We start from the raw sequence: 14,554 nt of genomic DNA on the forward strand, positions 1-14,554 counted from the left end.
CAAAAGATTTTATATGAGTTAAAATATTAGTTTTTTTTATTGACAGGTCATTTATTTTCTGCTATAATGTTAACAAATGTAGGTCATATAGAAAGGAACTATTTATGAATCAAATGGATCTTATAAAAAATGAATTGAAGTCGCACATTGGTAAGAGAATTATTGTGAAAGCTAATAAGGGACGAAAGAAAATTATTACTAGAAGGGGAGTTTTAAAGGCAATTTACCCAAGCCTTTTCGTTGTTGACATCTTTAATGGCAATGAAATAATTACTTCCTCCTTTACCTACTCAGACGTTTTGACCTCAACAGTAAAACTTACAATCCTTGAAGATGAAGTTAAATTTTCAGATGCAAAGATGATTTCTTAAAAGACATTTTATATGTCTTTTTTTTTATGCCTTTATTTATTATAATAAACTTGAGGTGAGGGCTTATTTTTAGGAAAGCATACGGAAAAATTAATTTGTGTCTTGATGTTTTATCAAAAAGAGAAGACTCCTACCATAATATAGATACAGTTATGGCAAAAATTTCTCTTTATGATGAAATGAATTTTCAAAAAATTTCATCAGGCATAAAAATTGAAGGGTCTTTTGACTTTAACCCTGAAGAAAATTTAATTTACAAAGCTTGGAGAAGTCTTTGCCAATATACAAAAAAAGATTTAGGTCTTTATGTGAAGGTTAAAAAAAACATCCCCACGGCGGCAGGCCTTGCAGGAGGTACGGCTAATGGAGCCATGATCCTAAACGCCCTAAATGATCTTTATCATCTAAAAATTTCTGAAGAGGAAATGCAAAAAATTTCCCTAAAACTCGGGGCGGATTTTCCCTTTATGATGCAGAAAAAAAATAAAAGGGCGAGGGGAGTTGGAGAAATTTTAAGCCCAGCAGGTGATTTTTATTTTAAAAAGGTCTTATTAATAAATCCAGGCTATGGAATTTCAACTCCCTCTGTCTATAAAAAAATAAAGATTACAGAAGATAGGATAGACATAGATGGAATTTTAAGGGCCTTAAATGAAAGGGATTTTAATTTTTTAAGGGAAAATTTAAAAAATAAAATGGAAGATGTGGTCTTTAAAGACCATAGGGATTTAAGGCTAATAAAGGATAGGCTTTCAGATTTTGGAGGCATTAGCCTAATGAGTGGTAGCGGAGCAAGTATTTTTTCTATTTTTGAAAATGAAAAAGATTTAGAAGAAGCATATGAATTTTTTGCACCCTCTTATAAATATGTTTTTAGAGTCGAGGTAGGTGAGAATTGTGGCAGTATTTGATTCAAATATTGGAATTATAAATATTTTTAGGGAATATGATTTTCAATTAAATTATTATGTGGATAATAAATTTTCATCCTATGGAGTTTATAAGCATGAAGAAATTGCTAAAAGAGTCCTAAAAGTCTATGAGGCTTTAAAAGATGAAAAGAGAATAATCATAAGCGATTTAGATGCTGCTGGCATCTTACACCAAAAGGAAAATGTCTTTTACGGTCTAGAAAGTATGAAAAAATTCATGACAGATAAAAAAATTTTAATGCTGACTTCAAAAAACCTTTCAGCAAATAATTTTTTAAGGGAAAAAATTAGTGCTGATTTTAGGACTATTGACTCTACATATTTGATCAACGCCTGTCTTAGCCTTGCAGATAATTTTACTGTGGGAAAAATTTTAGATGAATATTTAGAAAATATTTCTTTAAATTCCTTTGACCTTATTTTTTTTGGAGCCAGCCCCTTTGGCCTTTATAAAAGTTTTTTTATGGAAAAATTAAAGGCCTACAAAATTTTAACTAATATTGATCCGATTTTATGTGACTTTAGTTATATTAAGGAAAATATTTTAAGGGATTATTTTTTCACAAGTGGTGACAAGAGATTTTTTTATTTTTTAGCTGAGGATTATTTGAGGAGAGAGGGAAGATTAAAAAAAGAAGAGATACTAAATATCTCTTCTTGGAATATGTAACCATGCACCTTATTTTGGGATTAAACCCTACACGGTACCTGAACAGTTAGCTCAATTAAGGTAATCCTACGGCACACGAAAGGTCTTACTTAGTGCTGCTTCGGTCAAGATCTGACACGGTTCATAAGTTTCCGTTGCGTAGGGCCCTAATATCAACACCACTTTTCCAGGGCAGGCTGCAAAATTTAAAACCGAGATAAGGAATTCAGCCCTGCTGTAGCGAATTGCAGGTACAGGACATCGCTAATTTCCCGCCTAGCATGGTAATGGCGGAGAGAGGGGGATTTGAACCCCCGATACAATTTCTTGTATACACGCTTTCCAGGCGTGCTCCTTAAGCCACTCGGACATCTCTCCACGCTTAGAAATTTATTTTACCCGAAATTTAAAAATAAGTCAAGAAACAGGGGATTCACCCCTTAATTTAATTTATTTTATGTAAAAATTGTTTATAATATATTTAGAGAGAAGTGATTTTATGAATACAAAAGATGAAGTTTTAAAAGAATTAGAAGAAAATAGAGAAAAATATATTTCAGGTCAAGATTTGGCAGATAAACTTTCCCTTTCAAGAACAGCAATTTGGAAGGCTATTAAATCTTTAAAGGAAGAGGGATTTATTATAGATTCCCAAACAAAAAAAGGCTATAGATTAGATGCTAATTGTGACAAGCTAACAGAATTTGGAGTGAAAAAAGATTTAATCCCCGAACTTAAGGATATTGATATAAGAATTTATGATGAAATTGATTCAACAAATACTGAAGCCAAAAGACTTTTATATTCTGAAAACATAAGACATTTTACCCTTTTAGCTTCAGATTATCAGGCGGCTGGCAGGGGAAGAACTGGAAAATCTTTTAAGTCCTATAGGGGAACCGGTCTTTATTATTCCATAATTTTAAGACCCAAGGATAATTTTGATTTTTCATATTTTGATTTAATTACAGTAAGGTCTGCGGTTTCTGTTGTCAAGGCCATAAAAGATTTAACAGAAAAGGATGCAGCCATAAAATGGGTTAATGACATTTATATTGACGGCAAAAAAGTTTGCGGAATTCTTTCAGAACTTGATGCAGATTTTGAAACGAAGACAGTTTCTTCAATCATTATTGGCATAGGAATTAATTTAAAATATCCGGACCATTTAGATGATGACCTAAAAAATATTTTTGGTGCCCTTGACACAAATATTTTAAAAAATCAAATTCTTGCCAAGCTTGTAAATGAATTTTACTTAAATTATTACAAGGCTCCTACTGATGAAATATTAAAATATTATAAGGACCATTCTCTAGTCCTAGGAAAAAAAGTAACCTATGAAATAAATGGAGAAAAGAGAGAAGGTCTTGCTCTTGATGTTAATGACAAGGGAAATTTAATCGTTGAAAGAAATGGAGAAAAGGAAATTTTAAGTTCAGGAGAAGTTTCTATAAAGGGAGATTTTTTAAATAAAAATTAATCTTTCTTACAAAAAACATTAATCCTATAATATTTGAATAATATTAAGCAGATATTATAGGGTTTTTATTTGCAAAAAATCACTTTTATTATTCAAATTTCAATTTTTATTTCAGAAATTAAAAGAAAAGTTGATTGGGAAATTGGAGGAGTTGGTTTATACCCTTCTTATGATCCTAATTTAGAACAAGTTCCACGAGATATTTTAAGACATACTACACACACAGGAATTGCTTTTAAAGGAAATGAAATTTATTTGATAGTAAGTGAACCTTGCAGCATGTCAATTTTTAAACAAAAAGTAATAGCTTTAGGAATTGATGGAGCAATTGCGTTAGACGGCGGAGGATCTACTCAAATGTTTTATAAGAATAATTTTGGTATTCACACATCTAGAAAACTTAATAATATTGTTGGAATAAAATCATGAGATTGTTGCCCATTTGTTGTCATGAAGCAAAATATGATATAATAAACAAAAATATAAAAAGTTAAAGAAATATTAAAAATACATGCATATAAATATAAAAAATTATATAGAGATATGTTAAAAAAATTATAGTATAATAGAAAAAGTCGAAGTTCACAGGGACTTTTTTTCATTTTTAAATAAATTGTATATATTTTTAAAGGATATTATAATATTTTATATAAGATTTTATGATTGGAGGATTCATGAGATTATCTAAACTATATATGCCGACACTAAGAGAAGATCCGGCAGATGCCGAAATTGTTTCTCACAAATTTCTTTTGCGTGCCGGATTTATAAGAAAAAGTGCCAGTGGTATTTATACATATTTGCCCCTAGGCTATCGTGTTGTAAGAAAAATTGAAAATTTAGTAAGAGAGGTTATGGATGAATTTGGCAGTCAAGAAATTTTAATGAGTGCAATTCAGCCTCGTGAAATTTGGGAAACTTCTGGCAGATGGGAAAAGTATGGTCCTGAAATGTTTAAGCTAAGAGATAGACATGACAGAGATTTTTGTCTAGGACCTACAGCAGAAGAATATTTTACGACTCTTGTAAAAGATGAAGTAAATTCTTATAAGGACCTTCCCTTAAATCTCTATCAAATTCAAACTAAGTATAGGGATGAAAAGAGGCCGAGATTCGGAATTAATCGTTCAAGAGAATTTTCCATGAAAGATGCCTACACCTTTGATGAAAATCCTGAAAAAATGCAGGAAGCCTATATGAATATGTATAAGGCATATGAAAAAGTTTTTGACAAATTAGCTTTAAATTATAAAATTGTTGAAGGTGACAATGGAGCTATGGGCGGCAGCGGTTCTCATGAATTTATTGCCCTTGCAGATACGGGAGAAGGAGTTATTGCCTTTTCAGAAAGCGGCAAGTATGCAGCAACAGAAGAAAAAGCGCCAATTTCTTATGACCTTCCTCCAGAGGAAGAAATAAAGGACATTGAAAAAGTCTACACCCCTTCTTGTTCAACAATAGAAGACCTTTCCAAGTTTTTAAATATAAGTAAAAAAAGATGTGCCAAGGCCATTGATCTTATGATAGCTGACAAGAGAGTTATAGTATTTATTCCAGGAGATAGGCAGCTGAATTTAATTAAGCTAGTTTCATTTTTGGGAGTTGCTGAACATAACATTCAAATGATGAGTGATGAAGATATAAAAGCCTGCGATTCCTATCCGGGTTTTACTGGACCTTATAAGATAAATAAGGATGTAAAAATTATTGTTGATAAAAGCCTAACAAAAATTCAAAATCTTGTTGTTGGTGCCAATGAAAAGGACTACCACTATATTAACGTTAATTTTAAAAGGGATTTTGAGGGGGAAATTTGCGATGATCTTCTTCTTGTTGAAGAAGGCGACATAATTCCAGGAACTGATGAAAAATATAAATTTGCTAGAGGCATTGAAGTGGGAAATATTTTTAAGCTAGGTACAAAATATTCAAAGGCTTTAAATGCAACCTACTTAGATGAAAATGGCAAGGCAAATTATTTTTATATGGGGTCTTATGGCATTGGCATTACAAGGTCAGTTGCAGCAATTGTAGAGCAAAATTATGACGAAAATGGAATAATTTGGCCTCTTGGAGTCGCTCCCTATGAAGCAATAATTACTGTAATAAATCCCAAAAATGAAGATCAATTAAATCTTGGAGAAAAAATTTACAAAGAATTACAAGATAAAAAAATTGAAGTTTTAATAGATGATAGAGATTTAAGAGCAGGAGTTAAATTTAAGGATAGAGACTTAATTGGCATACCCCTTAGAATAACAGTTGGTAAAAGAGCTGGAGAAAATATTGTTGAATACTCCCTTAGAAAAGATGGAGAAAAAATAGAAATAAGTTCAGAAGAAGCTATAGATAATATTTTAAGAGAGGTAGAAAATGGACGACTTTAAATTTGAAATAATTGAACATTACGGCGTTTTGTCTGAAGATGCCAAGGGCTGGACCAAGGAAATAAATAAGGTATCCTTTGGGGGAAGACCTGGAAAATATGATATAAGGTCTTGGGATCCTGACCACCAAAAAATGTCCAAGGGTATAACCCTAAATGATGAAGAATTTGAAATCTTAACAAAGATTATTAAAGATATGGACCTATAATATATTTTTTAGGCAAAGAATGATATAATTAAACAATTGAGAAGTTTATGGAGGTAAATATGGAGATTAAAAAGAAAGAAAATTATACGGTATATTTTGATATTGTATTAAAAGATAAAGATATAAAGGAAGCAGAAGCTGAAGTTTACAAGAAAAATAAAAAGCATTTTCAAGTGCCAGGCTTTCGTAAGGGTCATGTGCCAAGACAAATGATTGAAAATATCTATGGCAAAGACGTATTTTTAGAAGATGCTATTAATGAAATTCTTCCTGAAGAATATGAAAAGGCAGTGAAGGAACTTGAACTTGAAGTTGTAGACCAACCAAAAATTGATATTGAAGAAGAAAAGAAAGACGGGGAAGATTTAGTCGTTAATATTAGTGTTGATGTTAAACCTGATGTAAAACTTTCTGATTACAAAAACCTTGAAATAGAAGATCCTACAATGGAAGTAACTGATGATGTTATTAATGAAGAAATTGAACAACAAAGAGAAATGAATGCAAGAATTGTAAATGTTTCAGATAGGCCTGCAAAGGAAGGAGACATAGCTAATATTGACTATAAGGGATCTGTTGACGGAGAATATTTTGCAGGCGGAGAAGATAAAGCTTATGACTTAGAACTTGGATCAGGAGCTTTTATCCCTGGATTTGAAGAACAAGTTATTGGTCATAAGGAAGGTGAAGAATTTACAATCGACGTAGATTTTCCTCAAGACTATAGAGATGAAAAATTAAAGGGCAAAAAAGCTCAATTTGAAATTAAATTAAATGGAATTTCTTATAAGGAACTTCCAGAAATTGATGATGAATTTGTAAAAGATATTTCAGATTTTGACACTCTTGATGAATATAAAGAAGACATTAGAAGAATAAAAGAAGAAGAATTTGAAAATAATGCTAAAATGGAAAAACAAAGAAGAATTATAGAAAAATTAGGAGAAGGAGCAGAAGCTGATATTCCTCCTGCTATGATTGAAAACCAAATTTCAAGCGTTCTTCAAAATTATGAACAAAATCTTAAGGCTCAAGGAATTTCTCTTAATGACTATATAAAGATGACAGGTTCAACAATGAATAAATTAAGAGATTCTATAAGACCAGGTGCAGAAGAAACAGTTAAAAATGATCTTGCCCTAGAAGCTTTAGTTAAGGCTGAAAAAATAGAAATTTCTGATAAGGAAGTTGAAGATGAAGTTAATGCAGTTGTTGAAGAATACTTTAAAGATGACAAAGAACATATGGAAAAAATGAGAGAATATATGCTTGGTCAAAATAAAGAGGCCATTAGAGAAGATCTTGCGAAGAGAAAGGCTGTTGACTTTTTACTTGACAATGCAAAACTTGTAGCTCCATCTGAAGATAAGAAAAAAGAAGAAAAGGAAAAGGCAGAACTTGCCAAGGAAGAAATAGAAAAAATTATAGAAGACAAGGAAGATAGGGAAGATAAGTAAAATAATTAAGGAGTGGGTGATTAAATGGCATTAGTGCCAATGGTTATTGAACAGACAAATAGAGGGGAAAGATCCTATGATATATATTCAAGACTTCTAAAGGATAGGATTATTTTTGCCTCAGGGGAAGTAAATGATGCAATGGCAGATTTAATTGTTGCACAGCTTTTATTCCTAGAATCTGAAGATCCAAATAAGGATATACAGCTTTATATAAATTCACCAGGAGGTAGCGTAAGTGCAGGTCTTGCAATCTATGATACTATGCAATATATTAAACCTGACGTTTCAACTATTTGTATTGGTATGGCAGCATCAATGGGAGCAATATTACTTGCTGCAGGAGCAAAGGGTAAAAGATTTGCCCTTCCAAATTCTGATGTTATGATTCACCAACCTAGTGGCGGCACTCAAGGAATGGCAAGTGATATTCAAATTACAGCAGAAAAAATTTTAAAGACTAGAAAATCTTTAAATAAAATTTTAGCTAAGGCAACAGGTCAAAGTTTAGAAAAAATTGAAAAAGATGTAGATAGAGATTTTTGGCTTGATGCTGAAGAAGCCAAGGTCTATGGTATTATTGATAAAGTTATAGAAACTAGAGAATGAGGTTAAGATGACAAATAGTGATGAAATCTTAAGATGTTCTTTTTGTGGCAAAACTCAAAATCAAGTAAAAAGGTTAATTGCAGGTCCTAATGTTACAATTTGCAATGAATGTGTAGATTTATGTAACAATATTTTGTCATCAGAAATTCAAGCAGATGAAATGAAGGACTTTAAATTACCAAAACCCGTTGAAATTAAGAATATATTAGATGATTATGTAGTCAAACAAGATATGGCTAAGAGGGCACTTTCAGTGGCTGTCTATAATCACTATAAGAGAATTAACTCCAAGACCTATGAAAAATCGGGAATAGAACTTCAAAAGTCAAATATTTTGATGGTTGGACCAACGGGCAGTGGCAAAACTTTACTTGCTCAAACTTTGGCAAAACTTTTAAATGTGCCCTTTGCCATTTGTGATGCAACAACTCTTACAGAAGCCGGTTATGTGGGAGAAGATGTTGAAAATATTATTTTAAAATTAATTCAAAATGCCGATTATGATATTGAAAGAGCTGAAATGGGTATTATATACATTGATGAAATTGATAAAATTGCAAGAAAATCTGAAAATGTATCAATTACTAGAGATGTATCTGGCGAAGGAGTTCAGCAGGCTCTTTTAAAAATAATTGAAGGAACAATTGCTAATGTTCCGCCCCAAGGTGGAAGAAAGCATCCAAACCAAGAATTTATTCAAGTTGATACTACAAATATTTTATTTATTGTGGGTGGAGCCTTTGATGGCTTAGATAAAATCATTGAAAGAAGAACAATGAAATCCTCTATGGGATTTGAAGCTGAAATCTATGACAAGAAAACTCAAAATAAAAATATTATTAAAGATGTAGAAACTGAAGATCTATTAAAATTTGGACTGATTCCTGAACTTATAGGAAGGCTGCCTGTAACCATAACTTTAGAAGAACTTGATGAAGATGCTTTAGTTGAAATTTTGACTAAGCCAAGAAATGCTTTGATTAAACAGTATAAAGAGCTTTTAAAGTTAGATAATGTGGAACTTAAATTTGAAGATGATGCCTTGAGATATATAGCAAAAAAGGCCATCGAAAAGAAAGCTGGAGCAAGAGGACTTAGGGGAGTAATTGAAAATACAATTATGAATATTATGTTTGAAGTCCCTTCAAGGGAAGATATTAAAGCAGTAGAAGTTACTAAAGAATCTGTTGAGGGTCTTGAGGCACCTAAGCTCATTAAAAAAAAGGCTAATTAATAAAAAAGATTTAAGAAGACCTTGCGATGCAAGGTTTTTTTATCGCCAAGGGCAAAACTTCCCATACCCAAATGCGAAACATCATAGTATGATTGGTTCTAAATAATAGAAAAGAGGTTTTATGGAAACAATAAAATTACCCTTAATAGCACTTAGAGATTTAGTTATTTTTCCTCACATGGTAACTCACTTTGACTGTGGAAGAAGTATTTCAGTTAATGCAGTCGAAACTGCAGAGCTCCATGATTCAAAAGTTTTCTTGGTAGCTCAAATTGATCCTAGTCTTTTAGATATTAAAATTGATGATATCTATAAAATTGGGACGGTAGCAACAATTAAGCAGATTTTAAAACTGCCTGGCGGAATTGTAAGAGTTCTTGTTGAGGGAACGGATAGGGCAGAATTATTATCTTTACATGAAAAGGAAGAATATTTTGAAGCCGAGATAAAAGTTTATCCTGAAGACTTAGATGATGAAAATACAAATAAGGATATTGAAGCGGCCCTAAGGCTTGCAGAAGAAGATATTTATTCCTATTCAAAACTTGATGAAAAATTAATACCCGGTCTTTTGGAGTCAGCTGTTGATATGTCGACACCAGGAAGACTTGTGGATACAGCGGCTGGTTATGCCAATTTAAAAACTGAAGACAATCAAAAAATTTTAGAAACTATAAATATTTACGACAGACTCGTAAAATTTCACGAAATTATGCAAAACGAAATTGAAGTCCTGTCTATTGAAAAAAATATTGATAAAAAAGTAAAGTCCAAAATGAATAAACTCCAAAGGGAATATTATTTAAAGGAACAGCTAAAGGTTATTCATAAGGAGCTTGGCGATGATGAGGAAGATGAAGAAACTATAGCAAGATATAAAAGACTTATATCTGAAAAGAAGCTGCCAGAAGAAGTTAAAAATAAAGCCATAAGAGAAGTTAAAAAACTTGGAAACACAAATTCAGCTTCTCCTGAGTACACAGTTGGCGTAAATTATTTGGACTGGATTATTGACCTTCCTTGGCTTGAAAGAAAAAATACAATAATAAATTTAAAAAATGCTAGAAAAACTTTAGATAGGGATCATTATGGACTAAAAAGTGTAAAGGAAAGAATTTTAGAATTTATTGCTGCCAAAAAATTGTCGGGCAAAAATTCAAGAAGTCCAATCCTTTGTCTTGTGGGTCCTCCAGGCGTAGGTAAAACGTCCATTGCAAGGTCTGTTTCAAGTGCTTTAAACCGTGATTTTGTTAGAATGAGCCTTGGAGGAATCACTGATGAGGCTGAAATTAGGGGCCATAGAAGAACATATATTGGAGCTTTGCCAGGAAAAATAATTTCATTAATAAAAAAAGCTGGGGCAAATGACCCTGTATTTTTACTTGATGAAATTGATAAGATAGGAAATTCTTTTAGGGGAGATCCTGCAAGTGCTCTTTTAGAAGTATTAGACCCTGAACAAAATTCTAGCTTCACAGATAATTATTTGGAGCTGCCCTTTGACTTATCAAATGTATTTTTTATAGCAACTGCAAATACAATAGCAACTATTCCAAGACCACTTCTTGATAGAATGGAAGTTATTAGACTTGAGGGCTATACTCCAAATGAAAAATTTAATATAGGAAAAAAATATTTAATTGACAAGCAAACAAAAGAAAATGGCCTTAATAAAGATCAAATAAAAATTTCAGATAAAGCTTTAAGTGACATTATTGATTATTATACAAGAGAATCAGGGGTAAGATCACTTGAAAAAGCTATTGCAAAAATTATGAGAAAGGCCGCCCTTGAAATTGTAGAAGATGGAACTGAAAAAATTTCCATAAGTTCAAGAAATCTTCATGACTATTTAGGGGAAAAGAAATATTTAATTGATGAAATTGGAAAAAATGATGAAATAGGAATGGTAAATGGGCTTGCTTGGACAGAAGTAGGAGGGACAACTCTTTCCATTGAAGCAACGATTATGGATGGTCAAGGAAAAATAACTTTAACGGGATCTCTAGGTGATGTTATGAAAGAATCTGCCATCGCAGGAATTTCTTATATAGCAACAAATGGAGAAAAATATGATGTGGACCCGAATTTCAGAAAAAATAAGGATATTCATATTCACGTGCCGGAGGGAGCAGTTCCAAAAGATGGTCCATCAGCTGGAATTACAATTACAACCGCCGTTCTTTCGGCCCTAACAAAAAGAAAAGTTAGAAGGGATATTGCTATGACTGGTGAAATAACTTTAAGGGGCAAGGTCCTTCCCATTGGAGGCCTTAAGGAAAAACTTTTGGCTGCCGAAAGATTTGGAGTTAAAAAAGTTTTAATTCCCTTTGAAAATAAAAGAGACCTTTTAAACATTGAAGATGATGCCATAAAAAATCTTGAAATAATCCCCATAAAGGATATGGAAGAAGTGGCGGAAATTGCCTTAGGTGATAAAGATGATAATTAAATCTTCAGATCTTGAAAAAATTGCCGTTAAAAAAAATCAGTATCCTTCTGAAGAAATATTTGAATTTGCCTTTGCAGGCAGGTCAAATGTTGGCAAATCTTCTTTTATAAATGCCATGATTGGTAGAAAAAATTTGGCAAGAACTTCATCATCGCCAGGCAAAACAAGGACTGTAAATTTTTATATGGTTAATTATACTGACAATGCAAAAAAAGAAAATAAATTTTTAAGACTTGTGGACTTGCCAGGTTATGGCTATGCAAAAGTTTCAAAAAGTGAAAAGGATTCATGGACAGGAATTATTAATGAATATTTGGAGTCAAGAGAAAATTTAATTGAGGTTTTTTTAGTAGTGGATTTAAGACATCCCCCTACTGGTCTTGATAAGCAAATGTATCATTATATTTTGGAAAGCGGCTTTTCAGGTCTTGTAATTGCAACAAAAAAAGATAAGGTTGGGGCAAGTCAAGTCAAAAAAAATCTTGACATAATTGCCAAAGATTTAAAAGTTCCTGCCAAGGAAAATATAATTTTATTTTCATCAGAAAAAAAAGATGAAGTTGATGATACTTGGTTTATTTTAGATGACATAGTTAAATTTCATAGTAAATAATAAATCTCCCATTTTAGGGAGATTTTTTCTTATCTTATTTTAAGCAAGGGCTTCCTTTGGCCAGTTTGGATTTTTCATCATTTCTCTACCTATGCCAACTAAGTCGCAGGCTCCATCTATTAAAAATTTTTCTGCATCTTCTTTCGTTTTAATACCACCTGTTAAAATTACAGGAATATTCACAGCATTTTTGGCGGCTTTAGAAGAATCTGCAAACCATCCGGGATTATTATTTTCCTTAAGAGTATAGGCACAAAGACCTCCAGAAATATCTAAAAGATCTATGCCATCATCTTCAAAAATTTTTGAAGCCTTTGGAATGTCTTCAATTTTGCTACCGCCTTCCATATAATCACAGCCACCAAAACGAAGGGCAAGTATAAAATTAGATCCAGCACTTTCTCTTATGGCTCTTATTATTTCTCTGTGAATTTTTGTCCTGCTTTCAAGATTTTGGAAGCCATATTCATCTGTCCTTTTATTAGTAAGAGGAGAATAAAATTGGGTGAGTAAATAACCGTGAGCCGAATGGATTTCCACCCCGTCAAATCCTGCTTTTTTTGCACGGATGCTAGCATCAGCAAAGCACTTCACAATTCTTTTTATGTCATCTTTAGTTATCTCTTTAGGAAGATTCATTCCATCTTTAAAGGCATAGGCACTTGGGGCAATTTTTTCGCCCATAGTTTTTGCATAGGACCCTGCATGGGAAATTTGTGCTAAAATTAATGCTCCCTCTTGGTGAACTGCATCTGTAAGTTTTTGGTAGGCAGAAATAATTGAATCATCAGCCATAGAAAGCTGGCCAATAGATGCCATCCCCTCTGGAGAAACATATGCGTGTTCGACAATAATTAATCCTGTGCCCACTGCTCTTTTTTTGTAGTATTCAATTTGCTCGTAGTTTGGTCCGCCATTTTCAGCTTTTCTTGTTGCCGTTGGAGGCATAACAATCCTATTTCTTAAAATTTTATTATTTATTTTTAAAGGCTCACTTAAAATCATAAAATCACTCCTTACTATAAAATATTATAACATTCAAAAATTTTTTATAATTTTATTTTTAGGATAATTTTTCAAAGAATAGGGACAGCTCTTGCTTACCTTTGTATAGTGTGGACTCTCCCTATTAACTTTATCTTTGTTTACAATCTGAGAACCATAGAATAATAAGGCCCTAAAATTTATTTTAAAATTTTTCATAGGTGCCTTCGTATATTAAAGTGGCCAATTTTTTATATATCTTATTCTGAAAATCCATGTTCTCTAATTTTTTTAATTAAATTTGGAATATCGGCTTCGCCAATAAAATCTTTTGGTGTTGATGTTTTTCCTTCCAGGGCTCTCATTGTCCCTTGGGCAATGACAGGAAGCATTTCCATAAAATCAAAGCCGAAAAATACTTGGTCAACGCCCATAATATCTACTATATGTTCCAGCATAATAACTAAATGTTCAAGGTCCTGCTTTTGTGGATCGTCACTAATGAAGTCGCAGGCTGCATTTAATCCCATCATCCCACTGTTTTCTTTAAGGGCTTTCATCATTTTATCTGTCAAATTTCTCTTGTGGGAGGCAAGGGTTCTTGCATTTGAATGAGATGCCATAATTGGTCCATTTGTATATTTCATAATGTCCCAAAAGCCGTCATCATTCAAATGACTTACATCAACAATGATTCCAAGGTCTTGAAGTTTATGCAGGGCTTTGATGGCTAGCTTTGAAAGTCCGCCAGAAAAGCGTGGTCTCTTTGCAAGGGGATTTTTTTCATTCCAAGTTAAGCGGGCATGTCGAAGACCGTCAACTTCATAATATTCGTCAATTAAATCAATATCTTCACCAATGTGGGCAAGACCTTCCATATCAAGAAGAACATGAACCTTGTCATCTTTTGTATCTAAATCGGCAAGGGTCAAAACTTGACTTATAGCTTCTCTATCCCCATCAAAAACTTTTTTTACAGTTTTTCTTTCTCCATTAATTAAATTTCTATAGTCATTTTGATGAGCTCCATCAGTCCACAAAACGAAAATAGAAGAGCCAACATCTCCTTTTACAAAGGCATCATAATAATTATTTGTAAAAATTTTGCTTTCGCCTTCCAAATACTTATAGTGCATAGCAGTAAAAAGATCGGAATGGCCATTAAAATATTTCAT

General features: G+C 32.5%; 14 protein-coding genes, 1 tRNA gene and 1 other RNA gene. 12 read left to right on the top strand and 4 right to left on the bottom strand.

Annotated elements, in window-relative coordinates; all coding sequences use genetic code 11:
* The first annotated feature begins 104 nt into the window (after positions 1 to 104).
* From BQ4446_RS02645 to BQ4446_RS02655, 3 genes are all read left to right on the top strand, one after another.
* A complete protein-coding gene (locus BQ4446_RS02645) occupies positions 105 to 371 on the top strand; it encodes a Veg family protein (protein WP_071026416.1) in 267 nt (88 codons plus the stop codon).
* Positions 372 to 436: 65 nt separating this feature from the next.
* Positions 437 to 1,282 carry a 4-(cytidine 5'-diphospho)-2-C-methyl-D-erythritol kinase gene (ispE, locus tag BQ4446_RS02650; protein ID WP_071026418.1) on the top strand — a complete coding sequence of 282 codons (846 nt, stop codon included), beginning with the start codon at positions 437 to 439 and terminating at the stop codon, positions 1,280 to 1,282.
* Positions 1,269 to 1,973, top strand: a complete 705-nt coding sequence (locus tag BQ4446_RS02655) for a hypothetical protein (protein ID WP_071026419.1) — start codon at positions 1,269 to 1,271, stop codon at positions 1,971 to 1,973. Before ispE ends, BQ4446_RS02655 begins: the two co-directional genes overlap by 14 nt.
* On the opposite strand, the gene ffs is transcribed toward BQ4446_RS02655, so the two are convergent.
* Positions 1,974 to 2,237: signal recognition particle sRNA large type (ffs, locus tag BQ4446_RS02660), an RNA gene on the bottom strand.
* 3 nt (positions 2,238 to 2,240) lie between these two features.
* Positions 2,241 to 2,330, bottom strand: a tRNA-Ser gene (locus tag BQ4446_RS02665).
* Between the two features lie 121 nt (positions 2,331 to 2,451).
* On the opposite strand from BQ4446_RS02665, the gene BQ4446_RS02670 reads away from it, so the two are divergent.
* The 9 genes from BQ4446_RS02670 (at position 2,452) to yihA (ending at position 12,395) form a co-directional block, all read left to right on the top strand.
* Positions 2,452 to 3,435: a biotin--[acetyl-CoA-carboxylase] ligase gene (locus BQ4446_RS02670; RefSeq protein WP_071026421.1), complete on the top strand. Its 984-nt coding sequence runs from the start codon at positions 2,452 to 2,454 to the stop codon at positions 3,433 to 3,435.
* Positions 3,436 to 3,504: 69 nt separating this feature from the next.
* Complete coding sequence (locus BQ4446_RS02675) at positions 3,505 to 3,864, top strand: phosphodiester glycosidase family protein (RefSeq protein WP_071026423.1); 360 nt, start codon at positions 3,505 to 3,507, stop codon at positions 3,862 to 3,864.
* A gap of 245 nt (positions 3,865 to 4,109) precedes the next feature.
* On the top strand, positions 4,110 to 5,822 hold the full coding sequence (locus BQ4446_RS02680; protein ID WP_071026424.1) for a proline--tRNA ligase: 1,713 nt from the start codon (positions 4,110 to 4,112) through the stop codon (positions 5,820 to 5,822).
* Entirely contained in the window at positions 5,809 to 6,030 is a 222-nt protein-coding gene (locus BQ4446_RS02685; protein WP_071026426.1) for a YdbC family protein, read from the top strand. The genes BQ4446_RS02680 and BQ4446_RS02685 overlap by 14 nt, the downstream gene beginning before the upstream one ends.
* A 59-nt stretch (positions 6,031 to 6,089) precedes the next feature.
* Positions 6,090 to 7,487: a trigger factor gene (gene tig, locus BQ4446_RS02690; RefSeq protein WP_071026428.1), complete on the top strand. Its 1,398-nt coding sequence runs from the start codon at positions 6,090 to 6,092 to the stop codon at positions 7,485 to 7,487.
* A gap of 24 nt (positions 7,488 to 7,511) precedes the next feature.
* Complete coding sequence (gene clpP / locus BQ4446_RS02695; protein ID WP_071026430.1) at positions 7,512 to 8,096, top strand: ATP-dependent Clp endopeptidase proteolytic subunit ClpP; 585 nt, start codon at positions 7,512 to 7,514, stop codon at positions 8,094 to 8,096.
* Positions 8,097 to 8,103: 7 nt separating this feature from the next.
* Entirely contained in the window at positions 8,104 to 9,330 is a 1,227-nt protein-coding gene (clpX, locus tag BQ4446_RS02700) for an ATP-dependent Clp protease ATP-binding subunit ClpX (protein WP_071026432.1), read from the top strand.
* A gap of 121 nt (positions 9,331 to 9,451) precedes the next feature.
* Positions 9,452 to 11,782: an endopeptidase La gene (gene lon / locus BQ4446_RS02705; RefSeq protein WP_071026434.1), complete on the top strand. Its 2,331-nt coding sequence runs from the start codon at positions 9,452 to 9,454 to the stop codon at positions 11,780 to 11,782.
* Positions 11,772 to 12,395 (top strand): ribosome biogenesis GTP-binding protein YihA/YsxC, encoded by a 624-nt coding sequence (gene yihA, locus BQ4446_RS02710; protein WP_071026436.1) that lies wholly within the window; start codon positions 11,772 to 11,774, stop codon positions 12,393 to 12,395. The genes lon and yihA overlap by 11 nt, the downstream gene beginning before the upstream one ends.
* 39 nt (positions 12,396 to 12,434) lie before the next feature.
* Here the strand turns inward: yihA and BQ4446_RS02715 are convergent, their stop codons facing one another.
* Both BQ4446_RS02715 and BQ4446_RS02720 read right to left on the bottom strand, forming a co-directional pair.
* Positions 12,435 to 13,400 carry an NADH:flavin oxidoreductase gene (locus tag BQ4446_RS02715; RefSeq protein ID WP_071026438.1) on the bottom strand — a complete coding sequence of 322 codons (966 nt, stop codon included), beginning with the start codon at positions 13,398 to 13,400 and terminating at the stop codon, positions 12,435 to 12,437.
* Positions 13,401 to 13,639: 239 nt separating this feature from the next.
* Positions 13,640 to 14,554 carry a dipeptidase gene (locus BQ4446_RS02720; protein WP_071026440.1) on the bottom strand — a complete coding sequence of 305 codons (915 nt, stop codon included), beginning with the start codon at positions 14,552 to 14,554 and terminating at the stop codon, positions 13,640 to 13,642.

This window comes from Peptoniphilus raoultii, from assembly GCF_900099555.1.
GTDB lineage: Bacteria > Bacillota > Clostridia > Tissierellales > Peptoniphilaceae > Peptoniphilus_A > Peptoniphilus_A raoultii.